General features: G+C 60.9%; 23 protein-coding genes and 2 pseudogenes. 8 read left to right on the forward strand and 17 right to left on the reverse strand.

Annotated elements, in window-relative coordinates:
- Positions 1–136: 136 nt before the first annotated feature.
- Together ppk1 and hemB are read right to left on the reverse strand one after the other, a co-directional pair.
- Positions 137–2,359, reverse strand: coding sequence for a polyphosphate kinase 1 (ppk1, locus tag U367_RS0120565; protein ID WP_028618415.1), 2,223 nt, complete (start codon positions 2,357–2,359; stop codon positions 137–139).
- A gap of 18 nt (positions 2,360–2,377) precedes the next feature.
- Positions 2,378–3,391 carry a porphobilinogen synthase gene (gene hemB, locus U367_RS0120570; protein WP_028618416.1) on the reverse strand — a complete coding sequence of 338 codons (1,014 nt, stop codon included), beginning with the start codon at positions 3,389–3,391 and terminating at the stop codon, positions 2,378–2,380.
- Positions 3,392–3,599: 208 nt separating this feature from the next.
- Between hemB and U367_RS0120575 the strand changes: the two genes are divergently transcribed.
- The gene (locus tag U367_RS0120575; RefSeq protein WP_028618417.1) at positions 3,600–4,235 is read left to right on the forward strand and encodes a DedA family protein; all 636 of its coding nucleotides are present in this window, start codon (positions 3,600–3,602) and stop codon (positions 4,233–4,235) included.
- On the opposite strand, the gene U367_RS0120580 is transcribed toward U367_RS0120575, so the two are convergent.
- Positions 4,216–5,451 carry a sterol desaturase family protein gene (locus U367_RS0120580; RefSeq protein WP_028618418.1) on the reverse strand — a complete coding sequence of 412 codons (1,236 nt, stop codon included), beginning with the start codon at positions 5,449–5,451 and terminating at the stop codon, positions 4,216–4,218. The two genes, U367_RS0120575 and U367_RS0120580, sit on opposite strands and share 20 nt — an antisense overlap.
- A 116-nt stretch (positions 5,452–5,567) precedes the next feature.
- On the opposite strand from U367_RS0120580, the gene elbB reads away from it, so the two are divergent.
- A complete protein-coding gene (gene elbB / locus U367_RS0120585; RefSeq protein WP_028618419.1) occupies positions 5,568–6,233 on the forward strand; it encodes an isoprenoid biosynthesis glyoxalase ElbB in 666 nt (221 codons plus the stop codon).
- A gap of 36 nt (positions 6,234–6,269) precedes the next feature.
- Here elbB and U367_RS0120590 read toward each other — a convergent pair whose 3' ends face one another.
- Together U367_RS0120590 and U367_RS0120595 are read right to left on the reverse strand one after the other, a co-directional pair.
- Positions 6,270–6,725 (reverse strand): YaiI/YqxD family protein, encoded by a 456-nt coding sequence (locus tag U367_RS0120590; protein WP_028618420.1) that lies wholly within the window; start codon positions 6,723–6,725, stop codon positions 6,270–6,272.
- 1 nt (position 6,726) lies between these two features.
- A complete protein-coding gene (locus U367_RS0120595) occupies positions 6,727–8,622 on the reverse strand; it encodes an FTR1 family protein (protein ID WP_028618421.1) in 1,896 nt (631 codons plus the stop codon).
- Positions 8,623–8,890: 268 nt separating this feature from the next.
- On the opposite strand from U367_RS0120595, the gene U367_RS0120600 reads away from it, so the two are divergent.
- Genes U367_RS0120600 through U367_RS0120615 form a run of 4 tightly spaced genes read left to right on the forward strand, consistent with a single transcriptional unit; the run spans position 8,891 to position 12,031 of the window.
- Complete coding sequence (locus U367_RS0120600; protein WP_028618422.1) at positions 8,891–10,282, forward strand: COG3014 family protein; 1,392 nt, start codon at positions 8,891–8,893, stop codon at positions 10,280–10,282.
- 10 nt (positions 10,283–10,292) lie between these two features.
- On the forward strand, positions 10,293–10,664 hold the full coding sequence (locus U367_RS0120605) for a YcfL family protein (RefSeq protein ID WP_028618423.1): 372 nt from the start codon (positions 10,293–10,295) through the stop codon (positions 10,662–10,664).
- Between the two features lie 35 nt (positions 10,665–10,699).
- Entirely contained in the window at positions 10,700–11,287 is a 588-nt protein-coding gene (lpoB, locus tag U367_RS0120610) for a penicillin-binding protein activator LpoB (RefSeq protein WP_028618424.1), read from the forward strand.
- Positions 11,288–11,290: 3 nt separating this feature from the next.
- Positions 11,291–12,031, forward strand: coding sequence for a hypothetical protein (locus U367_RS0120615; RefSeq protein ID WP_028618425.1), 741 nt, complete (start codon positions 11,291–11,293; stop codon positions 12,029–12,031).
- 91 nt (positions 12,032–12,122) lie between these two features.
- On the opposite strand, the gene U367_RS0120620 is transcribed toward U367_RS0120615, so the two are convergent.
- From U367_RS0120620 to U367_RS0120630, 3 genes are all read right to left on the reverse strand, one after another.
- Positions 12,123–12,755 carry a LysE family transporter gene (locus U367_RS0120620; RefSeq protein ID WP_028618426.1) on the reverse strand — a complete coding sequence of 211 codons (633 nt, stop codon included), beginning with the start codon at positions 12,753–12,755 and terminating at the stop codon, positions 12,123–12,125.
- 88 nt (positions 12,756–12,843) lie between these two features.
- Positions 12,844–13,416, reverse strand: a complete 573-nt coding sequence (locus tag U367_RS0120625; protein ID WP_028618427.1) for a mechanosensitive ion channel family protein — start codon at positions 13,414–13,416, stop codon at positions 12,844–12,846.
- A complete protein-coding gene (locus U367_RS0120630; RefSeq protein WP_028618428.1) occupies positions 13,416–15,326 on the reverse strand; it encodes an ATP-binding cassette domain-containing protein in 1,911 nt (636 codons plus the stop codon). Before U367_RS0120630 ends, U367_RS0120625 begins: the two co-directional genes overlap by 1 nt.
- 50 nt (positions 15,327–15,376) lie before the next feature.
- On the opposite strand from U367_RS0120630, the gene U367_RS0120635 reads away from it, so the two are divergent.
- A complete protein-coding gene (locus U367_RS0120635) occupies positions 15,377–15,844 on the forward strand; it encodes a TIGR02444 family protein (RefSeq protein ID WP_028618429.1) in 468 nt (155 codons plus the stop codon).
- On the opposite strand, the pseudogene U367_RS1000000132770 reads toward U367_RS0120635, so the two are convergent.
- A pseudogene (locus tag U367_RS1000000132770) lies at positions 15,841–16,482 on the reverse strand (hypothetical protein); the annotation flags it as partial. The gene U367_RS0120635 and the pseudogene U367_RS1000000132770 overlap by 4 nt on opposite strands.
- Positions 16,483–16,923: 441 nt before the next feature.
- Positions 16,924–17,262: pseudogene (locus U367_RS1000000132775) on the reverse strand (AlgP family protein); the annotation flags it as partial.
- Between the two features lie 192 nt (positions 17,263–17,454).
- Between U367_RS1000000132775 and U367_RS0120645 the strand changes: the two are divergent.
- A complete protein-coding gene (locus tag U367_RS0120645; RefSeq protein ID WP_028618431.1) occupies positions 17,455–18,132 on the forward strand; it encodes an FKBP-type peptidyl-prolyl cis-trans isomerase in 678 nt (225 codons plus the stop codon).
- Between the two features lie 53 nt (positions 18,133–18,185).
- Here the strand turns inward: U367_RS0120645 and U367_RS0120650 are convergent, their stop codons facing one another.
- The 7 genes from U367_RS0120650 to U367_RS0120680 form a co-directional block, all read right to left on the reverse strand.
- Positions 18,186–18,644 carry an Rsd/AlgQ family anti-sigma factor gene (locus U367_RS0120650; RefSeq protein ID WP_028618432.1) on the reverse strand — a complete coding sequence of 153 codons (459 nt, stop codon included), beginning with the start codon at positions 18,642–18,644 and terminating at the stop codon, positions 18,186–18,188.
- 209 nt (positions 18,645–18,853) lie between these two features.
- Complete coding sequence (locus tag U367_RS0120655) at positions 18,854–19,375, reverse strand: disulfide bond formation protein B (protein ID WP_028618433.1); 522 nt, start codon at positions 19,373–19,375, stop codon at positions 18,854–18,856.
- Between the two features lie 236 nt (positions 19,376–19,611).
- Positions 19,612–20,853 carry a heme biosynthesis protein HemY gene (locus tag U367_RS0120660; protein ID WP_028618434.1) on the reverse strand — a complete coding sequence of 414 codons (1,242 nt, stop codon included), beginning with the start codon at positions 20,851–20,853 and terminating at the stop codon, positions 19,612–19,614.
- A 5-nt stretch (positions 20,854–20,858) separates the two neighbouring features.
- Positions 20,859–21,971 carry a uroporphyrinogen-III C-methyltransferase gene (locus U367_RS1000000132410; protein ID WP_028618435.1) on the reverse strand — a complete coding sequence of 371 codons (1,113 nt, stop codon included), beginning with the start codon at positions 21,969–21,971 and terminating at the stop codon, positions 20,859–20,861.
- An 18-nt stretch (positions 21,972–21,989) separates the two neighbouring features.
- Positions 21,990–22,748: a uroporphyrinogen-III synthase gene (locus U367_RS1000000132415; RefSeq protein WP_028618436.1), complete on the reverse strand. Its 759-nt coding sequence runs from the start codon at positions 22,746–22,748 to the stop codon at positions 21,990–21,992.
- The gene (gene hemC / locus U367_RS0120675; RefSeq protein ID WP_028618437.1) at positions 22,745–23,686 is read right to left on the reverse strand and encodes a hydroxymethylbilane synthase; all 942 of its coding nucleotides are present in this window, start codon (positions 23,684–23,686) and stop codon (positions 22,745–22,747) included. Before hemC ends, U367_RS1000000132415 begins: the two co-directional genes overlap by 4 nt.
- Before the next feature lie 138 nt (positions 23,687–23,824).
- Positions 23,825–24,571, reverse strand: a complete 747-nt coding sequence (locus U367_RS0120680; RefSeq protein ID WP_028618438.1) for a LytR/AlgR family response regulator transcription factor — start codon at positions 24,569–24,571, stop codon at positions 23,825–23,827.
- Positions 24,572–24,886: the final 315 nt, after the last annotated feature.

Raw genomic sequence — 24,886 nt, forward strand, 5'->3', positions numbered from 1 at the left:
GCTGGGCTGCGAAGCAGCCCCAATAAAAACGCCGCATTCTGTCAGGCAGAATGCGGCGTTTGGTTTTAGGGCCGCTTCGCAGCCCAGCGCGGGGCAAGCCCGCTCACCACACAAGCCTGCTCATACAAACCGCTACTCAATTCACAGTCAAAATCGGGCTACCCAGCTTCTCCAACAACGTCGCCTGCGCACTGCGCGGGTTCTGGTTGCCGGTCGGTGTGTTGCGCACGTAGCGGCCGTCCGACTGCAGGCTCCAGCTGTGAGTGTTGTCGGTCAGGTAGCTTTCCAGCTCCTTCTTGACCCGCATGATCAGCTTCTTGCCTTCCACCGGGAAGCACGTTTCTACCCGCTTATCGAGGTTGCGCTCCATCCAGTCGGCACTGGAGAGGAACATCTGCTCTTCGCCGCCGTTGAGGAAGTAGAACACCCGCGTGTGTTCCAGGAAGCGGCCGATGATCGAGCGCACATGGATGTTGTGCGACACCCCGACAATGCCTGGACGCAGGCAGCACATGCCGCGCACCACCAGGTCGATGCGCACACCGGACTGGCTGGCCTTGTACAACGCACGGATGATCTTAGGATCGGTCAGCGAGTTGAACTTGGCGATGATGTGCGCCGGTTTGCCGTCGAGGGCAAACTGGGTTTCGCGGGCAATCATGTCGAGCATGCCCTTTTTCAGAGTGAACGGCGCGTGCAGCAGCTTCTTCATGCGCAAGGTCTTGCCCATGCCGATCAACTGGCTGAACAGCTTGCCGACGTCTTCACACAAGGCATCGTCGGAGGTCAGCAGGCTGTAGTCGGTGTAGAGCTTGGCATTGCCGGCGTGGTAGTTACCGGTACCCAAGTGGGCGTAACGCACGATTTCACCGGCCTCGCGGCGCAGGATCAGCATCATCTTGGCGTGGGTCTTGAAGCCGACCACACCGTAGATCACCACTGCACCGGCCGCTTGCAGACGGCTCGCCAGTTGCAGGTTGGATTCTTCGTCAAAACGCGCACGCAGTTCGATCACCGCCGTGACTTCCTTGCCGTTACGCGCGGCGTCGACCAAGGCGTCGACGATTTCCGAGTTGGCGCCAGAACGGTACAGGGTCTGGCGTACCGCCAATACATGCGGGTCCTTGGCCGCCTGGCGCAGCAGGTCGACCACCGGGGTGAAGGACTCAAACGGGTGCAACAGCAGGATGTCCTGCTTGCTCACCACGCTGAAAATGTTCTCGCTGTTTTGCAGCAGTTTCGGGATCTGCGGCGTGAACGGCGTGTATTGCAACTCCGGATGGCTGTCCAGGCCGGTGATGCTGAACAGGCGCGTCAGGTTGACCGGGCCGTTGACCTGGTACAGCTCGGATTCGGCCAGGTTGAACTGCTTGAGCAGGTAGTCCGACAGGTGTTTCGGGCAGGTGTCGGCCACTTCCAGGCGTACCGCATCGCCGTAGCGTCGCGAGAACAACTCGCCGCGCAGCGCACGGGCCAAGTCTTCGACGTCCTCGGAGTCCAGCGCCAGGTCGGCGTTACGGGTCAGGCGGAACTGGTAGCAACCTTTTACCTTCATGCCCTGGAACAGGTCATCGGCGTGGGCGTGGATCATCGACGAGAGGAATACATAGTTATCGCCAGCGCCCCCCACCTCTTCAGGTACCTTGATGATGCGTGGCAACAGGCGCGGGGCCGGGATAATGGCAAGGCCGGAATCGCGACCGAACGCGTCGATACCTTCCAGCTCGACGATGAAGTTGAGGCTCTTGTTCACCAGCAACGGGAACGGGTGCGTCGGGTCAAGGCCGATCGGGGTAATGATTGGCGAGATCTCATCACGGAAGTAACGACGCACCCAGGTCTTGATCTTGGTGGTCCAGTGACGGCGACGGATGAAGCGGACCTGATGTTTCTCCAGTTCCGGCAACAGGATGTCGTTGAGGATCGCGTATTGGCGGTCTACATGGCCGTGCACCAGCTCGCTGATGCGCGCCAGGGCCTGATGCGGCTGCAGGCCGTCGGCGCCGGCTTGCTCACGAGCGAAGGTGATTTGCTTCTTGAGGCCGGCGACGCGGATCTCGAAGAACTCGTCCAGGTTGCTGGAGAAAATCAGCAGGAACTTCAGGCGCTCCAGCAGCGGGTAGGACTCATCCAGCGCCTGCTCCAGCACGCGGATGTTGAATTGCAGTTGTGACAGCTCGCGGTGGATGTACAGGCTGCTGTCATCCAGGTTGGTCACCGCCGCCACCGGGGCCGGCACGGGCGGCTCAGCCACCACGGCAGGCGCCGCAGGCTCATGTTCCGGCGGGGTCTCGGTGACTTGTTCAACCACCGGGTGAGCGTCTTTTACGGCAACTTCTGAGAGTCCTTCGGTATTCATTGAATGTTCCTGTGAGGGCTATTGTTGCTCTCTAAGCAATTGGGCGGCGCGGGCGGCGAAGTAGGTCAGAATGCCATCAGCCCCGGCGCGTTTAAAGGCTGTCAGGGATTCTAGGATCACCCCTTCACTCAGCCATCCATTCTGTATTGCAGCCATGTGCATCGCGTACTCGCCGCTGACCTGATAGACAAACGTCGGCACTTTGAATTCTTCTTTGACCCGGTAAAGGATGTCCAGGTATGGCATCCCCGGCTTGACCATCACCATGTCAGCGCCTTCGGCCAGGTCGGCCGCCACTTCGTGCAGGGCTTCATGGCTGTTGGCCGGGTCCATCTGGTACGAAGCCTTGTTGGCCTTGCCCAGGTTAAGCGCCGAGCCCACCGCATCGCGGAACGGCCCGTAATAGGCGCTGGCGTACTTGGCCGAGTAGGCCATGATCCGCACATTGACGTGACCGGCCAGCTCCAGGGCTTCGCGAATCGCCTGGATGCGGCCGTCCATCATGTCTGACGGCGCAACCACCTGGGCGCCAGCGGCGGCGTGGGACAAGGCTTGCTTGACCAGCGCATCGACGGTGATGTCGTTCTGAACATAGCCGTCTTCGTCCAGAATGCCATCCTGGCCGTGGGTGGTAAACGGGTCCAACGCCACGTCGGTGATCACCCCAAGCTCCGGGAAACGCTCGCGCAGGGCGCGGGTGGCGCGCTGGGCGATCCCTTGAGGGTTCCAGGCTTCGGCAGCATCCAGGGACTTGAGTTCAGACGGCGTGACGGGGAACAGCGCCAACGCCGGAATCCCCAACTCGACCCAACCGGCGACCTCTTCAAGCAGAAGATCAATGGTCAAACGCTCCACTCCCGGCATCGAAGCCACCGCTTCCCGACGATTTTCCCCGTCCAGCACAAACACCGGCAGGATCAGATCGTTGGTCGTGAGCACGTTTTCACGCACCAGGCGGCGAGAGAAATCATCACGACGATTGCGACGCAGACGGGTGGCGGGGAACAGACGATTGGCAGGGGTAAAGCTCACGACAGACTCCTGAGCCCGGGTTCACGGGCGAGCGTTGCAGTTATAAGCGGCCATTATGACGAAGGTATGACAGTTGTGCTTAAGCATGCGACCTGTAGCCGCATTCGTCATTTACGTAGGAATTGTTCACTTCGTGACACATCTCGATACTTTCATGAATCTTCGTGAAGGCGTAGGCTGCGCGTTCATTTCGCCAGCACCCCAGACCATGCTTCAACAATTTCTGCATGACTTCGGCTACTTTGCGCTCTTCCTGGGCACCTTCTTTGAAGGCGAGACCATTTTGGTTCTCGCAGGCTTCCTGGCGTTCCGTGGCTACATGGATATCAACCTGGTGGTGGTCGTTGCCTTTTTCGGCAGCTACGCCGGCGACCAGCTTTGGTATTACATGGGCCGCAAACACGGTCGCAAGTTGTTGGCGCGCAAGCCACGCTGGCAATTGATGGGTGACAAGGCCCTGGAGCATATCCGCAAGCACCCGGATATCTGGGTGTTGAGCTTCCGCTTCGTCTACGGGCTGCGCACGGTCATGCCGGTGGCGATCGGCCTGTCCGGCTACCCACCTCTGCGCTACCTGATCCTCAACGGCATTGGTGCCGCGATCTGGGCGTTGGCCCTGGGCGCTGCGGCCTATCACTTCGGCGCGGTGCTGGAAGGTATGTTGGGCAGCATCAAGAAGTACGAGCTGTGGGTGTTGGGCGCGTTACTGCTACTGGGCTTCGGCCTGTGGCTGCGCCGCCGCATCAAGAATGCACGCATCGCCCGCGAGGCCTGCGCCGAGGCCAAGGCCCGGCTCGCGGCCGAGCCGGTCCCGATCGAAACGCCTAAGACACCAGTCGAGTAAACCGGCTTCTACAGCAGTAGAGGCCGATCACGCTGAGCAGGCTGTAGCTCAGCAGGCCCAGCCAGCCCAGGTTGCTGGCGGGCCATAGCCCAACCAACGGCGCCAGCCAGATCAGCGGCACATTCAGCACCAGCCGCGAAAGCTCGGCCTTCAGCGCCCAAGGGCGATTCTCCAGGGCCACACCCAAGGTAAACAACCCCAGCGCCATGGCACTCCAACCCAGGATCAGCGCCGCCGTGGACAAGCCTTCGCCGAAATTCATCAAATAGCTGCCAAAACCCACATACGCCGCGAATTGCAGGGCGATGTAGACCTGCTGGCGACCATCCAGCGGCACTTCGAATTTACGGAACTGGGTCAGGTCATGCTTGGCCAGCGGGTACTTGGCCTTCACGTCGGCCGGGCGCCAACCGGTGCGCATGAACCAGATGCGTAACTTGTCCCACCAGCGCTCTGTACGTCGCGCATCACTCCACAACTGCGCATAAAACTGCAGGTTGGCCCACAGCGGATTCCAGCTGGCCAACGGCGTGGTCACGCCGAAAATCACCGGTTCGTTGTCGTCCTCTTCCTGGAAGGTGCCGAACAGCCGGTCCCAAATAATGAACACCCCGCCGTAGTTGCGATCCATGTAGAGAGCGTTCTGTGCATGGTGGGCCCGATGATTGGACGGCGTGACGAAAAACCATTCATACCAGCCGAGCTTGGGCACATGCCGGGTGTGCACCCAGAATTGATAGAGCAAATTGAGCGATGCCACGCTGATAAACACCACCAATGGCACGCCGAGTACGGCCAGAGGCAGGTAGAAGATCCAGCTCAGCAGGAAGCCGGTGCTGGTCTGGCGCAGGGCGGTGCTGAGGTTGTAGTCCTCACTCTGGTGATGCACCGAGTGCGCGGCCCACAGGATGTTGCGTTCATGGCCCATGCGATGCAGCCAGTAGTAGCAGAAGTCGTAGAACACAAAGGCGAATACCCAGGTCCAGACGCTTTGGGCCGGGAGATCAATCAATGCAAGATGTTTGAGAGCGAACGCGTAGGTCAAAATCCCTACACCCTTGGTCAACAGCCCTGTGGTGGTAGACAGCACGCCGGTGCTGAGGCTGTTGATGGCATCCGCCACCCGGTAGTTGCGCTCGCCGCGCCAGCGGTCAGCAAGCAGCTCTACCACGATCAAGGCGATGAAAAACGGTACCGCGTAAGGCACGAAGTCCATGGTCTGGTCCGGTCTGATTTTGTTACATCAAGATTAGGTGCAGCGACACGAGATCCCATTGGCAACAGATGACAAATTAGTAGACATTTAACGCCAAGACCCCAGGAGAAATGCCCATGAGCAAAAAGATTGCAGTGATCCTTTCCGGCTGCGGCGTGTACGACGGCGCAGAGATCCACGAAAGCGTGATCACCTTGCTGCGCCTGGACCAGCGCGGCGCTCAGGTCCAATGTTTTGCCCCCAACATTGCGCAACTGCATGTCATCAACCACCTCACCGGCGAAGAAATGCCCGAGTCGCGCAACGTCCTGGTGGAGTCGGCCCGAATTGCCCGCGGTGATGTGAAAGACATCCGCGAAGCCAATGCCGAAGATTTTGATGCGCTGATCGTGCCCGGCGGGTTTGGCGCGGCGAAGAATCTGTCGAACTTTGCCGTGGAAGGCGCAGGCTGCAGCGTCAACCCACAGGTGCTGGAGCTGGCCGAGGCCTTTGCCGAAGCGGGCAAGCCGGTGGGGCTGATCTGCATCTCACCGGCCCTGGCGGCGAAGATCTATGGCCCGGGCGTGACCTGCACCATCGGTAACTGCGCCGACACCGCCGCCGCGCTGGACAAGATGGGCGCTACCCACCAAGAGTGCACGGTGGAAGATATCGTCGAGGACAAGGCGCGCAAACTGGTGAGCACGCCGGCCTATATGCTTGGCAAGAGCATCAGCGAGGTCGCTTCGGGGATCAACAAGCTGGTGGACCGGGTGTTGGAACTCACCCACGAAAACGACTGATCACCGATGCTGGCGAGGAATCTCCCTCGCCACAGGTCAGGGTTGGCGCATCAGGCGCGTGAGGATTCGGTCCAGGGCATTGGCAAACGCCTGCTTTTCTTTTTCACCGTGAGGCGGTGGCCCCCCACCCATCTGGCCCTGTTCACGCAGATCCGTGAACAGGTTACGCACCGCCAGGCGTTCGCTCATGTTCGCCGGGCTGAACTCCTTGCCCCGTGGATCGAGGGCGGTGACGCCCTTTTTCACCAGGCGGTCGGCCAAGGGCACGTCGCTGCAGATCACCAACTCACCAGGCAGCGCGTGCTCTACGAGGTAGTCATCCGCCGCGTCCGGGCCGCTGGGCACCACAATCAGCTTCACACACGCAAAGCTCGGCTTGATCTGGCTTTGCCCGGCCACCAGCACCACCTCGAACTGACGCTTGAGGGCGAACTTCACCACTTGGTCCTTGGCTGCCCGAGGGCAGGCGTCGGCATCGATCCACACGCGCATGTCAGGCCGCCACTCGGCGTTTCTCGGCCAACCGACTGCGACCATACAGCACCACAATCGCCAGGATCGCCACAGCCTGCGCACTCAGCGAGTACGCATCGGCGTGGATGCCCAACCAGTCGAAGTCAAAGAACGCCACCGGCCGCGTACCGAAGATGCCGGCTTCCTGCAACGCCTTCACGCCATGCCCGGCGAACACCACCGACAGCGCACACAGCAACGCCGCATTGATACCGAAGAACAGCGCCAGCGGCAGCTTGGCCGAACCGCGCAGAATCACCCACGCCAGGCCCACCAGCAGCACCAGCGCCGTCGCACCGCCCGCCAGCACGGCGTTGTGTCCAGCCGGGCCGGCTTGCAGCCACAGGGTTTCGTAAAACAGGATCACCTCGAACAGCTCGCGGTACACCGAGAAAAACGCCAGCATCGCAAAGCCGAAACGCCCACCGCCGCCTACCAGGCTGCTCTTGATGTAGTCCTGCCAGGCGGCCGCGTGGCGGCGGTCGTGCATCCACACGCCGAGCCACAGCACCATCACACTGGCAAACAGCGCCGTGCAGCCTTCAAGCAATTCACGCTGGGCGCCGCTCACGTCAATCACATACGCGGCCAACGCCCAGGTGGCGAGACCCGCCAACAGCGCCAGGCCCCAGCCCACGTTGACGCTACGCACCGCCGACTGCTGGCCGGTGTTGCGCAGGAACGCGAGGATCGCGGCGAGCACCAGAATGGCTTCCAGGCCTTCACGCAGCAGGATCAGCAGGCCCGAGATGTAGCTCAGCGACCAACTCAGGCCATCGCTGCCCAGCAGGCCGGCGGATTCGGTGAGTTTGCCTTTGGCCACATCCAGGCGCTGCTGCACCTGCTCGACCGGCAAACCGTCCTGCAACGACTGCCGGTAGGCCATCAGCGCCTTCTCGGTGTCCTTGCGCACGTTGGCGTCGACGTTATCCAAAGAGCTTTCCACCAGCTCGAAGCCTTCCAGGTAGGCGGCTACCGACAGGTCGTAGGCCTGTTCGTGGTCTCCGTTGCGGAACGCGGCCAGGCTCTTGTCGAGGGTGGTGGCGGTGTAGTCGAGTAGCTGCGCCGGGCCACGCTTGACCTGCGGCGGTTGCGCACGCTGAGCGCGGAATGTCGTAGCGGCAGCTACACCGTCGGCGGCCAGGACTTCGTTCGGAGTCTGGCGCGCCAGGTCGGCGAGGTTGAACGGTTGCTCGCTTTTCGCCGCGGCCGGGTCGGCGGTGAAGCCGGCGATGTAGGTGGCCAGGTCCCAGCGCTGACGGTCGTCCAGTTGATCAGCGAAGGACGGCATATCGGTGCCTTCGACGCCCAGGCCAAGAGTGTTGTAGATCGCATAGAGGCTCAAGCGGTCCAGGCGCACAGGGTCGCGCAGATTGGCCGGTGGCGGCGTCATACCGACGCTGGCCGGGCCATCACCGGCGCCCGCGGTGCCGTGGCACACCGAGCAATGCTGGGCGTAGAGCGGCGCACCTCGCGTTGGATCAGGGGTGATTGCCGGGGCCTGGCTGACTTCATAGGCCACGGCCAGTTGGGCACCCAATTGGCGGGCTTGCCGAGCAACCGTTGCGCCGTCCTGATGGGCAGTTACAGCCGCTAACAGTTCATCGACACCTTTGACCAACGCCGCGCGCTCCGGGCGCTGAGGCAACTCTGCCACCAGCCCTTGCAACACCCCGAGAAACTCCACCTGTTCGCGGTATTCGGATTCATCGATAACCTTGCCCGCCTCCACCGTCGGAGGATAGTCAGCGCCAATGTAGTCCAGCAAATGCAGGGCTTGTGGCGCGCCCTCGGCAGTCGCAGCCAGCAGGTTGAAGCTGCACGACATCAACGCCGGCAGCATCAGCCAGGCGAGAAAACGGAAGGGGGCAGTCATGAACGAATCTCAAATGGAAATACGAAGTAACACATTGTTAGGGCTTAAGGGATTTGACTCAAGGCGTAAGTGATTTGTCGTTGGTAAAAGCGAGGCATTTTTAGAAGCGGACTAGTGGCGCATTGGGCGACTTCGCCGGGCAAATAGCCATTGTTTTGCCAGTAATGGTGCTTATAATGCCGCCCCCTGTTAGTGCGAAAGGGAATTTCGTTCCTCGTTTTTATGAGGAATTACCACATCGGTTACTACTTTCAGGGAAGAAGGCTGCATGGCATTTCGCGCTTTACCTTTGCTTGCGCTCTCGGCGGCGTTGTTGTCGGGCTGTTCGATGTTCCGCAGCTATGACACCGAGTTGCAGGCTACCAATCAGCAGTTGGCCACCGGGAATGTCGACGCGGCGTTGACGCTGTTGGAGAAGAACAACAGCGGTGAAGACAAAGACTTGCTCTATTTCTTCGAGAAGGGTGAGTTGCTGCGGGCCAAGGGTGATTTGACGGGGAGTCAGACCGCGTGGCGCAGTGCTGATTTGCAGGTCTACAAATGGGAAGAGACGGTCAAGTTCGACAGCGCCAAATACCTGGCCCAGTTCGGCAGTTTCCTCGCCAACGACAAGGTGCGGCGCTACGAAGGCTATGACTACGAGAAGGTCATGCTGACCACGCAGATGGCCCTGAACCTGCTGGCCTTGAACGACTTCGATGGCGCGCGCACCGAGATCAAGAAGACCCACGAACGCGAAGCGGTGATCGCGGACCTGCGGGATAAGGAATACCTCAAGCGCGAGGACGAAGCCGAGCGTGAAGGCGTGACCACCCAGATGAAAGACCTGCGCGGCTATCCGGTAGCAGCCCTCGACGCGCCGGAAGTGGTCGGTCTGAAGAACAGTTACCAGAGTGCGTTCAGCCATTACCTGGCCGGTTTCGTCTACGAAGCCCTGGGCGAAAAAGATCTGGCGGCCCCCGGTTACCGTAAGGCGGCTGAGTTGCGCCCCAATACACCATTACTTGAACAGGCCTTGCTGGACCTGGACAAATCCAAGGTCGGTGCCGATGAAACCGACGTGCTGATCGTGGTGCAGAGCGGTCTGGCGCCGGCCCGCGATTCGATTCGCCTGCCGATTCCGATCCCGATCAACGGCAACCTGGTGATCACCCCGCTGTCGTTCCCGGTGATCAAGGCCGACACGTCCACCGCGACCTTCGCCCAGATCGGCGTCGACGGCCAGCAACGGAACCTCACGGCACTCAACAGCACTACGGCCATGTCCCGCCGTGCCCTGCGCGATGACATGCCGGGGATCATCCTGCGTACCACGGTGCGTGCGGTCAGCCGTGGCGTGGCGCAAAACAACCTGAACAAGACCAACCCCATGGCGGGCCTGGTGCTGGGTATCGCCTCGGCGGTCACCGAAGGTGCCGACACCCGCACCTGGCGCACCCTGCCGGACATGACCCAGGTGACGCGCCTGCGCCTCAAGCACGGCGAGCATCAAGTCAGCCTGCCCAACGCCCTGGGCGGCACCTTGGTGACGGTCAAGGCTGACCAGCGTTACCAAGTGATCACGCTGCGTGTGGTGGGTAACCAGGTATTCGCTGGTAGCCTGGCCGCTCATGTGGTGCCGAGCACCGCCAACCAGGCCATCGCCCTCAAACAACCTTAAGGAGCACGCTATGCGTCATTTTATCCTCGGCGCCTTGGCGCTGGTCCTGCTGGCCGGCTGCGCCACCCCGCCACCCCCGGAGCCTGGCAGCGCCGCAAGCAAAATCGTGGTGATGGGCAAATTCAAAGGCATCGCCGTCGGCGCCATCCGCGTTGCGCGCGAGAACGGCTTCCTCACCGCCAAGGTGCAGTTGAGCAATATCACCAGCAGCAACCAGACGATGTATTACCGCTTCGCCTGGCTAGGCGCCGACGGCTTCCCGGTAGGCGACGAAGAAACCTGGAAAGTGCTGAGCCTGTACGCCAACCAGGCGACCTTCCTGCCGGCCATTGCCAACCTGCCCCAGGCGGCGGACTTCCGTCTTGAAGTGAAGACGCCTTGAGCCGTTCCCCTTTTACGTTTCAGAGAGAATTCCCCATGTTTGCACGCTTCTCGATGCTCGCTGTCGTTGCCCTGCTGGCCAGCGGCTGCTCCAACACCTCGCCCGTACTGGGCAGCAAGAACATCAGCTACGGCGATACCAAGGCCGTAGAAACAGTCACCAACGAGTTCGGCTCCACCGACCTGCAGATGATCGCCGAAAGCATGACCCGCTCCCTCGCCCAATCCGGCATCTTGCAAGGTCGCCCGGTGGTGCAGGTGTATGACGTGAAGAACAAGACCAGCGAGTACATCGACACTCGCGAGATCACCACGTCGATCAAGACCCAGTTGATGAAGACCGGCACCGCCCGCTTCGCCAGCGACAACACTGACATGCAGAGCCAGGTCGACCAGCTCAAGCTGCAGAACCAGAGCGGCCTGTACAAGAAGTCGACCGTCAGCAAGACCGGCAACATGGTCGCCGCCAAGTACCGCCTGGAAGGCTCCATCAGCTCCATCGTCAAACGCAGCTCGGACTACAAGGACGTGTTCTACAAATTCAGCCTGCAACTGGTGGACGTCGAGAGCGGCCTGGCCGAATGGATGGACGAAAAAGAAATTCGCAAGACCACGGAGCGCTAAGCAATGCGTGCATGGATCGGCATGATCGGCCTGCTGTGCGCCTTTGGCGCCTCGGCCGCCCCGAAGATCGCGGTGACCGACCTGGCCTACGAGGCGCGGGTCGAGGAATACATCCACCAGGTATCGGCCAGCAACAACTTCCAGGCAAGCAGCCACCACGCCAGCGGTGCGTCGAACTACAGCGAGTACGAAAGCCGTACCAGCTATATCGAACAGACCGAGCTGCGCAAATTCAGCGGTGACATCAAGGGCGAGATCCTCAAGTCGCGTCAGTTCCAGCTGGTACAGGGCACGCCCTACACCGCCGATGCCAAGGGTGACGTCTACGACGTGATCAAGCGCATCAAGGCCGGTAACTTCAAGGGCGCCGACTATGTACTGTTCGGCACCCTGTCGGACATCGACTTCACCCAGGACATCAACGCCCTGGACCACACCAACAGCTACTCGGCCGTACTGGGCCTGACGTTGGTGGCGGATTTCAGCCTGATCAATACGCGCACCTACGAGATCACCTCGGCGTTCACCGCCATGGGTGAAGGCCAGGACACCAAGCTAGTGAACAGCCGCGATGTACGCGTGAGCCTGAACCGGCCGCGTGTGGTGAAGGAAGTATCGAAAGCACTGGGTGCGGATGTGGCGCGGCAGTTGGCGGAACAGTTGGGTGGCGGGTATCAAGACCCCGGCCAGCCGCCGCTACGCAACAACCTGCCAAGGGATGAAGCACCGAAGATTTTGCGCTGAGCCTAGAACTCACTGCCAACACAAAACCAATGTGGGAGCGAGCAAGCCCGCTCCCACATTTTTTATTCGGTTTCTTCAGTTGGCGTGCGGTTTACGCCGTTGCGCGATGCAAGCTGGCCAGGAAACCCGCAGCGCCGACAAACAACCCGGCAAACGTACGGTTCATGCGTTTCTGCTGCTTAGGCGTGCGCAACAGGCGCAACACCTTCGACGCCAACCCCGTATACCCCGCCATCACCACCATGTCGACGCAGATCATCGTTGCACCCAAGATCAGGTACTGGATCAGCAGCGGCGCCTGCGGGTTCACGAACTGTGGCAGCACCGCCAGCATGAACACCAAAGCCTTGGGGTTGCTGGCATTGACCAGAAAACCACGGAACATCATCGCCATCGGCTTACCGATCGGGCGCACAGCGGCGTCATCGGTCATGTCCATGGGCAAGGCGCGCCATTGCTTGATGGCCAGGTACACCAGGTACGCCACGCCAAACCATTTGATCGCATAGAACGCGGTGGAAGATGTCGCCAGGATGGCACCCAGGCCGCAAGCGACGACGGCAATTTGCATCGCCAGCCCCAGTTGCAGGCCGATGGCGTTCCAGTAGCCGCGCAGGAAGCCGTATTGCAGGCCGCTGGACATCGAAGCGATGGCGCCGGCGCCGGGGGAAAGGGAGATGATCCAACTGGCCAGGAAAAAGGCCAGCCACGTATCAAGTGCCATTGCACACCTCAAGAGGGAGTTTGCTGTTGTGCCTTAAGCTAACTCCGCCGACCAAAGGCTGGCTATAGTTTTTTACAAGATGTGAATACTAGCGGTCGCCCGGAAACACGTGAGTACCGGGCCAACGCCGCACAGAGCGCTGAAAGAACAGGCTGTTGGGCACTTGAACCATTGCGCTGTCGGTACCGGCCTCTGCCACTTCGACCAGCGTGGTGTAGAGCAGGTTGATCGCCACGACCCGCCCCTTCACCCCCGGTTTGTCGACGGTATCCACCAACTCGACGATATCGCCCAGGCGAAACGGCCCGACGGTGAAGATCAGAATGGCGCACAGCAGGTTGGACAGTACCGACCACATGGCGAAGAACGCCACGGCGGCAACCGCGACAAACCCCGACAACGCCGTCCACAACACCGTGGCGGACACACCCAGGCGCCCCAGCACAAAGATCAGCGCACTGCCCATGATCAGCCAGCGCAGACCACCGCGCAGCGGCATCAGCAGCTGCGGCGGGAACGGGTAACGCTCACCCAGCCGGGTCAGGCCTTTGGCGACAAAACGCTGGGCAAGGTAACCCGCCAGCAGGATCAGCAGGATTTGCACGCCAACCCACACGGGCTCGACCCACTGCGTCGGTATCGGCAACTGCAACGCTTCCATCAGGACAGCGCCTCCAGCTCCGCTTGCAGGGTTTCGAGCAATTCGAGGGCTTCCATCCAGGTCTCCTCCAATTGCCCTTCACGCACCTTGAGCTTGGCCTGTTCGGCCAGCAGGTCGCGCAACTCATCCTTGCGGGCGGCCTCGTAGACGGCGCTATCGCCCAGGCTGGCTTCGATCTTGGCCAGGCGCTCATGCACCTTGCCCAACTCGGCTTCCAGCTTGTCAGCCTCACGCTTGTGCGGCGCCAGTTGCTGACGCAACGCGGCGGCGGCTTGGCGCTGGGCCTTTTTGTCGGTCTTGTCCGGGTTGACCGGGGTGTTGCTGACCGGCGCGTTGCGCAGGCGGTAGTCCGTCAGCCAGCGCGCGTAGTCGTCCAGGTCGCCGTCGAATTCCTCGACTTTGCCGTCCGCCACCAGCAGGAAGTTATCCGTGGTGCTTTTGAGCAAATGGCGATCGTGAGACACCACCAGTACCGCGCCGCTGAACTCCTGCAGCGCCATGGTCAGCGCCAGGCGCATTTCCAAGTCCAGGTGGTTGGTCGGTTCGTCGAGCAGCAGCAGGTTCGGACGGTCCCAGGCGATCAATGCCAGGGCCAGGCGGGCTTTTTCGCCGCCGGAGAAGTTCAGCACCGGCTCGTCGATGCGCGCGCCACGGAAGTCGAAACCGCCGAGGAAGTCGCGCAGGGTCTGCTCGCGCTCGGTCGGCGCCAGGCGCTGCAGGTGCAGCAACGGGCTGGCCTTGGAATCGAGAGAGTCCAGCTGATGCTGGGCGAAGTAACCCACCACCGTGTTCTCGCCTCGGGTCAGTCGGCCGGCCAGGGGCGAAAGCTCACCGGACAGGTTCTTGATCAGCGTCGACTTACCCGCGCCGTTGGGGCCAAGCAAACCGATGCGCGCACCCGGCGTGAGCTGCAGCTTCACTTTTTCCAGGATGGTTTTGTCGCCGTAACCCAGGCGCGCATCGGAAAGATCCAGCAACGGGCTGGAGATCTTCACCGATTCGCGGAACACGAAGTCGAACGGCGAATCGACATGGGCCGCCGACAACTCCTCCATGCGCTCCAGGGCCTTGATCCGGCTTTGGGCCTGGCGGGCCTTGGTGGCCTGGGCCTTGAAGCGGGCGATGTAGCTTTCCATATGCGCACGCTGCGCCTGTTGCTTCTCGAACGCTTGCTGCTGCTGGGCCAAGCGTTCGGCACGGGCACGTTCGAACGCGGTGTAGCCGCCACGGTAGAGGGTGATTTTCTTCTGTTCGACGTGGGCGATGTTGTCGACCACGGCGTCAAGGAAATCCCGGTCGTGGGAAATCAGCAGCAAGGTGCCCTGGTAACTTTTGAGGAAGTCTTCCAGCCACAGGATCGCATCGAGGTCCAAGTGGTTGGTCGGTTCGTCGAGCAGCAACAGGTCCGAGGGGCACATCAAGGCCTGGGCCAGGTTAAGGCGCATGCGCCAGCCGCCGGAGAAATCAGCAACCGGGCGGTCCATCTGTTCGTTGGTAAAGCCAAGACCAGCGAGCATTTTGCGGGCGCGGGCGTCGGCGGTGTAGCCGTCGGCACTGTCGAGTTCCGAGTGCAGGCGGGCCTGGGCGGCGCCGTCCTGGGCTTTCTCGGCCTCGGCCAGGTCGTGTTGCACCTGGCGCAGGCGCAGGTCGCCATCGAGCACGTAGTCGATCGCGATACGGTCCAGGGTGTCGATCTCCTGGCGCATATGGGCGATGCGCCAGTCGGCCGGCAGCAAGCAGTCCCCGGAGTCCGGGGTCAGCTCACCCAGCAACAGGGCGAACAACGTGGATTTGCCGGCGCCGTTGGCACCGATCAGGCCGGCTTTGTGACCGGCGTGCAGGGTCAGCTCGGCGTCTTCGAGAAGACGTTGCGGGCCACGCTGTAATGTTAGGCTTTGAAGTCGGATCATAATGGCGGCGGAGTCTACCAGCTTCGTTGGCCGCTGGCTTGGGTGTGAATATGTACGCTGACCTGTGGAGCTTTGCCCTCTCGACTTACGCCCGCCCAGGGTGCGAAGCCGCTTGCCTGCGTTTGCAGGCGCAAGGTGCGGACGTGTGCCTGTTGCTGTGTGGCGCGTGGCTGGAACAGCGTGCGGTGACAGTAACCGCCGAACGCATACAGGCGCTGAAGCACATCGCCAGGCCTTGGCAGACAGACGTGATCGAACCGCTAAGACGGGTGCGCACACAATGGCGCGCCATGGCGCAGCAGGATGAGGATTTGGCTGGGTTGCGCGAGCGAGTCAAGGCCCTGGAGCTGGACGCCGAACGGCAGTTGCTGGGGCGCCTGGAAGCGTTGGCGCAAACATGGCCTATAGGGAATGCGATAGATCAACTGCACTGGCTGGAAGGACTGGCAGCTGAGGATGCCGCCAACCTTGACCACGACGCGCTGCAGCAGCTGCGCGTCGTGGTCACCAACGCTTAAGAAGCGCTGGTTGGAGTGGTGCTTGGCGCTACCGGGGCAGTCGCGCTGCTGGCCGGTGCAGTTGGAGCGGTGGACGCTACCGGGGCAGCAGCAGGCGTTGCTGGCTTGGCCGGTGCTGGTTTTGCGGCAGTTGGCTTGGCAATGGCTGGCTTCGCAGCGGGTTTTGCAGCGGCAGGTTTAGCAGCTGGCTTCGCGGCTGGTTTCGCAGCAGCAGGTTTAGCGGCTGGCTTGGCGGCCGGTTTTGCAGCAGCAGGTTTAGCAACTGGCTTAGCGGCTGGTTTCGCAGCAGCAGGTTTAGCAACTGGCTTAGCGGCAGGTTTCGCAGCAGCAGTTTTGGCAGCTGGCTTGGCGGCTGGTTTCGCAGCAGCAGTTTTGGCAGCTGGCTTGGCGGCTGGTTTCGCAGCAGCAGTTTTGGCAGCTGGCTTGGCGGCTGGTTTCACAGCAGCAGTTTTGGCAGCTGGCTTGGCGGCTGGTTTCGCAGCAGCGGTTTTAGCAGCTGGCTTGGCGGCTGGTTTCGCAGCAGCGGTTTTAGCAGCTGGCTTGGCGGCTGGTTTCGCAGCAGCGGTTTTAGCAGCTGGCTTGGCGGCTGGTTTCGCAGCAGCGGTTTTAGCAGCTGGCTTGGCGGCTGGTTTCGCAGCAGCGGTTTTAGCAGCTGGCTTGGCGGCTGGTTTCGCAGCAGCGGTTTTAGCAGCTGGCTTGGCGGCTGGTTTCGCAGCAGCGGTTTTAGCAGCTGGCTTGGCGGCTGGTTTCGCAGCAGCGGTTTTAGCAGCTGGCTTGGCGGCTGGTTTCGCAGCAGCGGTTTTAGCAGCTGGCTTGGCGGCTGGTTTCGCAGCAGCGGTTTTGGCCGCTGGCTTGGCGGCTGGTTTCGCAGCAGCGGCTTTGGCAGCTGGCTTGGCGGCTGGTTTCACAGCAGCAGTTTTGGCAGCAGGTTTTGCCACAGCTTTAGCAGGTGCCTTGGCAGCAACAGCCTTGCTCGCTGGCTTTTTCGACGCGCTCGCTGCAACCGCTTTTGCAGGGGTACGAGCACCCAGCACTTTAGCCACAGCTTCCTTCACACGACCAACGCCCTGGGCCAGTTTCAGGCTTTCCTGGGCATCTTTTTTCAGTTGGGAAATGTAGGCGCGGGTTTCAGCTTGGCGATCCTTGAGGGCGTCCAGCAGGTCCTCAAGTTCTTTGACAGCGTCTTTGGCTTTGGCTTGTGCCTTGGCCTTGCCGGCAGTGGCGGCGTCTTGCAGTTTGGTGCGGGATTTGTGCAGCTTTTCTTGCGCTTTACCGCGTTGTTTTTCCAGCTTGGCGAGCAGTTTTTCTGCATCGGCCAGAGCTTGGGAACAAGCGCTTTCCAGATGTTCGAGCAAGCTGCCCGAGAGTTGTTGGAGTAAGTGCAACGGGGTATTAACAGGCTTCTGTTTGGCCGACATGGTTTACCTCCTGGCTGACGTGGGTGCGGCTCATACTAGCCCTCTGCTCTTACCGCCGCTAGGGCATGTTGACAGTATCGTTTGCCTTGCGTTGCACCGTGTGAAAATTCTTATCGATATAACGAAAATACACGGCACTTTTTGCGCCTTCACACTGGCATAATCCGTCGCACTTTCGGCGGGAGAATGCCCATGTCGCGTTACCTTTTTCTTGTGCTGGGCTTGGCGGTTTCGGTGGCCAATGCAAGCGATCAATTGCCGACAAAAAACACTGATCAGAATCAGCATGACCTCGCCTACAGCCTGGGCGCCAGCCTTGGTGAACGCCTGCGCCAGGAGGTTCCCGACCTGCAAATCCAGGCGCTGATCGAAGGCCTCAAACAAGCCTACCAAGGCAAACCCTTGGCGCTGGACAACGCTCGCATCGAACAGATTCTCGCCCAGCACGAAGCACAAAACGAAGCCGACGCACAGGCGCCTCAAAGCGAAAAAGCACTCGCGGCCGAACAACAATTCCTGAGCAAAGAAAAAGCGGTAAAAGGCGTGCGTGAATTGGCGGATGGAATCCTGCTCACCGAACTCACCTCTGGCACAGGTGAAAAACCCAAAGCCAGCGACCAGGTCCAAGTGAAATACGTGGGGCGGTTACCCGATGGCACGGTGTTCGACCAGAGCACACAACCACAATGGTTTCGCCTGAACAGTGTGATCAGCGGCTGGAGCATTGCGCTGCAACAGATGCCGGTGGGGGCGAAATGGCGGCTGGTGATTCCATCGGCCCAGGCCTATGGCGCGGATGGCGCCGGCGAATTGATTCCGCCTTACACGCCATTGGTGTTCGAGATCGAATTGCTCGGAACGCGTTCCTGATCCAATAAAAAACGGTGCGTCATGCGCACCGTTTTTTGTATGGCTATCGAGGGTCAGGCCTGAGTGGCAGGCTCTTCCTTGTGGGCGTTGTGCAGCACTTCGATCAGGCAGTCTTCCAATTCGAAACGCTCGTGAAGCAGTGCGCCCAATTCTTTGAATTTCTCTGCAACACATTGCCCGGCATCACACAGGTCGGTGAACGCCAGCAGCTTCTCGGTAATGGCATCGATGCGCGGGTAAAGGGTCTCAGCCAATTCCAGGCCACGCTGATCGTCGAAGGCTTCCGCTTCCTTGGTCAGCTGTTCGTAGACGCCGAAATGGCCGGCTGACACGTAGTCCACCAACACACCGCAAAAATCCTGCAACGGTTCACGGTTCTGCGCCAGTGCCTCGGGCTTGGCGCCGAGCGCATCAAAGGCCCGAACCAGTTCGTGACGTGCCTTCAGCCAGCTGTCGATCAGCTTGTGCACCCCACCCCAGCGTTCCTGAGCATTCTGACAACTTTCCAGCATGATGATCTCTCTTCCCTATAGGGGCGCTGCCGCCTGGTGCCCGCGCAACACTTCAAGGATAAAGCAGCAGCCGGACAAGGCCGCATCTGACAAACGGTTTCAATCATACGTGCGGGCCAGATTATGCCCGCATGACTGTGGCTTCAAGGTACGCAGGACAGAAAGTTCATACAAGTGTTTAATCCCGTCCTACGAACCGCAACTGACCTTCAGCGTCTCACCGGACGCAAATGATGGCTTAAAAGCAGCCGTGAAAACTGCATGCCCCCCAGGATCAACATCCCGACGAAGAACAACAAGCTCCATTCCGGCACACTCAAGTCAAACAGCGTCCAGTTGATCTCCACACAGTCAACAGTGCCTTTGACCGTCAATTGCAGGGCCTGCGAAAACGACAGGTTTTCGATCATGTAGTGCAGGCTAGGCCAGCAATCAGCCGCCTGACCCGGTGCGGCGTTTTGTAGCAATACCTGGCGTGTGGCGGTAATGGCGCCGAGCAACGCGAAGGCCATGCCCGCCAGCCCATACACGCAGCCCACGGAGCGCTGGGGGTTATGGATCACGGCGACCAGATTGATCAATGTGAAAGCAGCCAGGAACCCCCTTTGCATCTGGCACAGGAAGCAGGGGCGCAAGGAGACGCCGAACTCGAGGTAAAAGGACGCGCCCAATGTCAGCGCACCTGCCAGGAACGCAAGGAAAAACAAGGAGCGTGAAGGGGCCAAAGACATGCTTTATCCGCACCGCGAAAGATAGGTCGCTACGGTAGAGGAAAGGCCTGACCCCTTTCAATACGTGCCAGAGCAGACGATTCCGCGAGACGGTAAGGACTTACCGCCAGAAGATGGAAGACGTTGGGCTATTGAGCGTCGGACGCCGCCCACAAACGCTCTACAGCCCGTCTTTTCTACGTAATGAGGGGGTGGCTGCCAGACATATCCGAGCCGACCATCAACCATCGCCTACATCAAGCGCGGACCGGAACAGGCAGCGGTGACGCCAGCAAACGGTTATCCAACAACCCCAGCCCCTCTTGGAACAGCTGGTTGCTGCGCTCCGTATCACCCAGTTGCGCCAACAATCGCGCCAACTCGGCACAGGCCTCGGGATTACGCTGCACCTGAAGGCTACTTTCCAGATAATCCCGCGCTTTGCCCCACAGGCTGTTTTGCAAGCACAGGCGGCCAAGCGTCAGCAGCAGGCTGGCATCACCTGGGTGATCCTTGAGCCAACCTTCGGCAAACTTCAATTGCTTGGCGGAGTCACTGCCACGCAGCAAGCCGTAGAGTCGAATCAGGTGGCTGTCGTAGCCGCGCTTGATCGCACCACGCAGCGCTTCTTCGGCGTTGGCATCGGCGCCCAACTGGCGCAGTTGCTCGGCATAAGCCAACACCAATTGCGGCTCCTGGCGCTGGGCTGAAGTGAGTTGCCGCCAGGCCCGCTCGAGGGATTGCAAGCCGGCCTCGCCCTGCTCTTCACGCTGGGCCGCGAGGCTCAGGTTCTCGCCCCACGCGCGACGCTCAAGCTCGGCCAGCTCGCTGGCGGGCAGCACTTTATCCTTGCGCAGTTCCGGCAGCAGGCGGATCACCGACGACCAATCGCCCCGCTGCTGATGCAAACGCTGCAATTGACGCAGGACTTGGGCGTTGTGGGGATGACGTTCGTGCATGGCCTGCAAGGTGGTCAGTGCGCCGTCAGTATCGCCGCGGTCCAGTTGCAGTTGTGCATGGCTCAGGGCAACCGCGAGCTCGGCTTGGGGCTGACGCTCCAGGGCGCGCTCCAGCAGACCGTCGGACTCTTCGTAACGCCCCTGCTCATTGGCGGCACGGGCTGCGCCGAGGTAGTAGAGCAGTGGCTGACGCTCGGCTTCGGCTGCACGGTGCAAGTGGCGCTCGGCACTGGCCCAGCGGCCTTCGGCGAGGTCCATCTGGCCCTGCTCGATGGCGATCTGCACGCGACGGCTGCGGTTACGCCGCGACCACGGGTTGACCACCCCACCGGAGGTGGTGACCAGGCTCAGCAGCACACGGACCAAGTAGATCGCCAGGCCGATGGCAAACACCGCTACCAAGGTCGCCCACAAGCTCGACTCGTAATGCAGCACATGAGGGTAGGTAATCAGCACGTAGCCGGTGTGTTTCGAAATGCCCACGGCCAGTGCCAGCGCGATTGCAATCGCCAGCACCAGAATCACATAGAAACGTTTCATCGGCTCTACTCCTGCTTCGCCGGCGTGGCCGCCGCCTTGGCTTCGTCGGCAGACAGATGACGACGTTCAAGGTACGCCTGCACGGCAGCAAGGCTCGCAGCCAGGTCCGGCGTCACCACCGATACCGCCTTGGGCTCAAGCTCGGCGATACGCGCCAGCATCGCCTTGCTCTGCGGGTTGTCCTGGTTGAAGTTGTCCTGCAACACGCTGCGCGCCTCGCCCAATGAGCGGCTATAAACCGCCGACTCACCATTGAGCGCTGCCCATTGCGCCTGTTCCAGCGCCAGGCTCAGGGCCAGGCGCACTTGGTTCAAACCTTGGCCGGCCAGCAGCGGACGGATGTTGTCATCCGGGTTGAAGTCGATGCGGAAGTAACGGGAAATCTGCTCCCACCATTGGCTCCAGCGGCTTTCCGTATCGGTGCTTGGACGCCCCTGGGAAGCAGGTTCGGTCAACTGATATTCAGGAGCGATAGCTGCCAGTTGCACCACTTGATCACGCAAGGCCGCCAATTGCAGGTACAACCCGGTGCGGTCTGGCTGCTCGGTACTGCGCAACGCGGCAAGGCTCTTGGCCAACTGCTCACGCGCGGCGTAGGCGCCTGGATCGCTTTGCTCGCGAAGAATCTCGTCGGCACCCTGGACCAACGCCTGGGCGCTGTTGATATCCTGAAGGGCAGAAAGGCGCAGGCTCGCCAGGCGTATCAAGTGCTCCGCCTCAGCCAGGCGCCAGTCCTTGCGGCTGGATCCCAGCACAGTTTCCAGGCGTTGGCTCAGGCGCTGCTGATCACCCTGCAATTGGGCCACCAGGCGACGGCGCTCCTCCAGCTCATCCGCAGCCGGCAACTGCGCCAGTCGCGCTGCCAGTTGTTGCTGGCTTTGCTTGAGGGACTGGGATTGGTCATCGAGGGTCTGCACCTGGCCCAGCTGCTGCTGGCTGCTGGCTTGCAGGGCGCGGACCTGCCAGATTCCCCAACCGCCAGCGGCCACACCAGCAACGCCGAGCAACAGGGCGACGATTGCCAGGCCATTGCCACGGCGCGGCGCGGAGACCGGTGACTCAACCGGCGCATCAAGTGCGGGTTGGGTTTCATCTTTAGGCAAGGCTGTTTCGCTCACGTATCCGTCCTTTGCGTTTCAGAGAGTGGGAACGGGATAGCTCCGTATCGCCACTAACAAAGCCGCGGCACTCGCGCCGCGACAATCCACAACTTTTTCTGCGCCAGCGGCCCGCGCCATCTCTAGGACTCGCGGGCTTGGCACGAACAACGGCAGCTGTGCCACTTGGGGCCAATCGGCTCCAGCCAGGGTTTGCAGGTGTAAAAAACCCTGCCCACTGCTGACCACCAGGCCGTTCAAGCGTTCCAACTGGATGCGTTGCATCAGTGCCCCGGCGTCGTAGGCCGGCAGGAAACGGCGATACAACTCCAGATAGTCGACACTAGCACCTTGTTCACGCAAACGCTCCGCCAGCAGCTCCCGACCGCCCTCGCCGCGCAGGATCAACACCTGGGCATCCGGGCGGGCGATAGCCTCGCGTAACGCGGGCAATTGAAGCAAAGCCTCGCTGTCGTCGCCAGTAGGCGGATACTGAACATTGAGGCCATGCTCGGCCAGCACCTGCGCGGTAGCCGCGCCGACACTGAACCACGTCAGCTGTGGCCATGCGCGATCCAGCTGCACCACGGCAAGGCGCGCCGCCGGCTTACTGACGACGATCACCGCACAGTAACGCCCCAGGTCATGGAAGACGGATTGCTGTTCAGGCGTGACGGGGAGCGGCTCAATATCCAGCAAAGGCAGGCTGCTGCTGAAAATGCCAGCTTCGGACAACGAGGCGGCCAGGGCCACCGACTCCTCGGCAGGCCGTGTCAGCAACACGCGCCATTCAGTCACTGCGGACCGGCCTCGCCGTAGACTTTCTGCAGGATGGCACCAGCGCCTTTGTCCAGCAGCTCCTCGGCTACCTGGATACCCAAGGCCGTGGCTTCACGCTGCGGGCCGCGCACCTCGGCGGTCAGGAGGGTGCCGCCGTCCGGATCGCCCACCAGGCCACGCAACCAAAGATTTTCACCTTCAAGCACGGCGTAGCAGGCGATCGGCACCTGGCAGCCACCGTTGAGGTGCTTGTTCAGGGCACGCTCGGCCGTGACGCGGACTTCGGTGTCATGGTGATCCAGGGGTTCGAGCAGGGCGTGGATTTCACTGTCGGCGGTGCGGCATTCGATACCCACGGCGCCCTGTCCGCCTGCAGGCAGGCTGTCCTCGACACTGATGGCCGAGGTGATGCGGTCTTCGAAGCCCAGGCGAATCAAGCCGGCCGCGGCGAGGATGATCGCGTCATATTCACCGGCGTCCAGCTTGGCCAGTCGGGTGTTGACGTTGCCGCGCAGGAAGCGGATCTGCAGGTCCGGGCGACGGGTCAGCAGCTGTGCCTGACGACGTAGGCTCGACGTGCCGACGATGCTACCCAGAGGCAACTCATCCAGGGACGCGTAGGTGTTGGATACAAAAGCATCACGCGGATCTTCGCGCTCGCAGATGCAAAACAGGCCCAGGCCTTCGGGGAAGTCCATGGGCACGTCTTTCATCGAATGCACGGCGATGTCGGCTTCGTTTTCCAGCAGCGCGGTTTCCAGTTCCTTGACGAACAAACCCTTGCCGCCGATCTTCGACAGTGGCGAGTCGAGCAGCTTGTCACCGCGACTGACCATGGGCACCAGGGACACCTTGAGACCAGGATGGGCCTGTTCCAGGCGTGCTTTGACGTATTCGGCCTGCCACAAGGCCAGGGCGCTTTTACGGGTGGCGATGCGGATTTCGCGAGAGGACATGGATCAATCCGTACTGAATAGATACGGCAGATAATAACAGCTCAGGCAAATACGCTTTGATTTGAATCAGCAAGTGCGGGGCCTCCCTGGCCTCGTCGCACCGGGATATGGAATGCAAGCCTCGCCACAGCCCTGGGGCTAAAGCTGCTGCATCATCTTGCGCACACCGGCGACGTGCCGTCGGCTGACGATCAACGCGTCACCGTTAAGGCCTTTCAGGAATAGCTGAAAGTGGCCCAGGGGCGTGCGTTGCAGGCGTTCGATTCGCTCGCGGGCCACCAGCGCATTGCGGTGGATACGCACGAAGCGGTCGCCGAATTCATCCTCAAGCGCCTTGAGCGGTTCATCGAGCAGCACTTCGCCGCCCTGATGGCGCAAGGTCACATACTTGTGATCGGCGATAAAATAGACCACCTCGCCCAAGGGGATCAGCTCGATACCTTTGCGGGTGCGTGCGCTGATATGGCTGCGCGGCCCGTTGCCACTCTGGGCTGCTGGCTGAGTCAGGGCGGCGAGTTGCACACGGGTTGGGCGTTCGGCTTTTTTCAGGGCCTTGAGCAATGCTTCGCCAGCCACCGGTTTGGTGAGGAAGCTGACACCGCTAGCTTCCAGCGTCTCCGCGGAAAACTCATCGCCTGCTGCGCAAAACACCACGGCGGGTGGCGACTCTCGCTCGCTCAGTCGGGCGGCAACTTGCAGGCCATCGAGGCCTGGCATACGGATATCGAGCAACACCACATCCGGCTTGAGGCTGTCGATCAGCGTCAAGGCCTCTTCGCCCGTGGTGGCGCTCGGTTCGAGTACTGCGTAACCCTCGAGATCACTGACCAAACGGCTCAGTCGCTCGCGGGCTTGGGGTTCGTCATCAACGATCAGGACATTCATATTGCGCTGGATTCCTGCGTGAGTCTCGCACAAGGATAGCGTAGACAGGTGCGGTGACTTGCGTCACAGCGATCCACGCTAAGACTAGCGCGAGCGGCAAAAAGTGCCCTGAGAGTGGCACCCATATTTACCCGGACCTGTTCAATAGCGCCCAAGACCTGCTGCCTTCGGGCATCGTCGTAGGGTTTGCTGATACACAATCCGAATACCCCCCTTTTTTAATGGATAGTCTGGGCTCTGACCGCATCACCCGACTTTGGTGCATTCACACACTATCAGTCCAACTGTAGACGCTCACTGAGACGACATTGCTCA

It is taken from the genome of Pseudomonas canadensis (assembly GCF_000503215.1).
Lineage (GTDB): Bacteria > Pseudomonadota > Gammaproteobacteria > Pseudomonadales > Pseudomonadaceae > Aquipseudomonas > Aquipseudomonas canadensis.

What these genes read in the sequence shown, in the direction of transcription:
- lpoB (WP_028618424.1), top strand. Translation starts at nt 10,700, where the DNA reads ATGTTTGCACGCTTCTCGATGCTCGCTGTCGTTGCCCTGCTGGCCAGC.
- U367_RS0120645 (WP_028618431.1), top strand. Translation starts at nt 17,455, where the DNA reads ATGTCGCGTTACCTTTTTCTTGTGCTGGGCTTGGCGGTTTCGGTGGCC.
- U367_RS0120605 (WP_028618423.1), top strand. Translation starts at nt 10,293, where the DNA reads ATGCGTCATTTTATCCTCGGCGCCTTGGCGCTGGTCCTGCTGGCCGGC.
- U367_RS0120595 (WP_028618421.1), bottom strand. Translation starts at nt 8,622, where the DNA reads ATGACTGCCCCCTTCCGTTTTCTCGCCTGGCTGATGCTGCCGGCGTTG.
- U367_RS0120590 (WP_028618420.1), bottom strand. Translation starts at nt 6,725, where the DNA reads ATGCGCGTGTGGATCGATGCCGACGCCTGCCCTCGGGCAGCCAAGGAC.
- U367_RS0120635 (WP_028618429.1), top strand. Translation starts at nt 15,377, where the DNA reads ATGTACGCTGACCTGTGGAGCTTTGCCCTCTCGACTTACGCCCGCCCA.
- U367_RS0120620 (WP_028618426.1), bottom strand. Translation starts at nt 12,755, where the DNA reads ATGGCACTTGATACGTGGCTGGCCTTTTTCCTGGCCAGTTGGATCATC.
- U367_RS0120630 (WP_028618428.1), bottom strand. Translation starts at nt 15,326, where the DNA reads ATGATCCGACTTCAAAGCCTAACATTACAGCGTGGCCCGCAACGTCTT.
- U367_RS0120655 (WP_028618433.1), bottom strand. Translation starts at nt 19,375, where the DNA reads ATGTCTTTGGCCCCTTCACGCTCCTTGTTTTTCCTTGCGTTCCTGGCA.
- U367_RS0120680 (WP_028618438.1), bottom strand. Translation starts at nt 24,571, where the DNA reads ATGAATGTCCTGATCGTTGATGACGAACCCCAAGCCCGCGAGCGACTG.
- U367_RS0120575 (WP_028618417.1), top strand. Translation starts at nt 3,600, where the DNA reads ATGCTTCAACAATTTCTGCATGACTTCGGCTACTTTGCGCTCTTCCTG.
- U367_RS0120660 (WP_028618434.1), bottom strand. Translation starts at nt 20,853, where the DNA reads ATGAAACGTTTCTATGTGATTCTGGTGCTGGCGATTGCAATCGCGCTG.
- U367_RS0120580 (WP_028618418.1), bottom strand. Translation starts at nt 5,451, where the DNA reads ATGGACTTCGTGCCTTACGCGGTACCGTTTTTCATCGCCTTGATCGTG.
- U367_RS0120625 (WP_028618427.1), bottom strand. Translation starts at nt 13,416, where the DNA reads ATGGAAGCGTTGCAGTTGCCGATACCGACGCAGTGGGTCGAGCCCGTG.
- U367_RS0120615 (WP_028618425.1), top strand. Translation starts at nt 11,291, where the DNA reads ATGCGTGCATGGATCGGCATGATCGGCCTGCTGTGCGCCTTTGGCGCC.
- hemC (WP_028618437.1), bottom strand. Translation starts at nt 23,686, where the DNA reads ATGTCCTCTCGCGAAATCCGCATCGCCACCCGTAAAAGCGCCCTGGCC.
- U367_RS0120650 (WP_028618432.1), bottom strand. Translation starts at nt 18,644, where the DNA reads ATGCTGGAAAGTTGTCAGAATGCTCAGGAACGCTGGGGTGGGGTGCAC.
- U367_RS0120600 (WP_028618422.1), top strand. Translation starts at nt 8,891, where the DNA reads ATGGCATTTCGCGCTTTACCTTTGCTTGCGCTCTCGGCGGCGTTGTTG.
- elbB (WP_028618419.1), top strand. Translation starts at nt 5,568, where the DNA reads ATGAGCAAAAAGATTGCAGTGATCCTTTCCGGCTGCGGCGTGTACGAC.
- ppk1 (WP_028618415.1), bottom strand. Translation starts at nt 2,359, where the DNA reads ATGAATACCGAAGGACTCTCAGAAGTTGCCGTAAAAGACGCTCACCCG.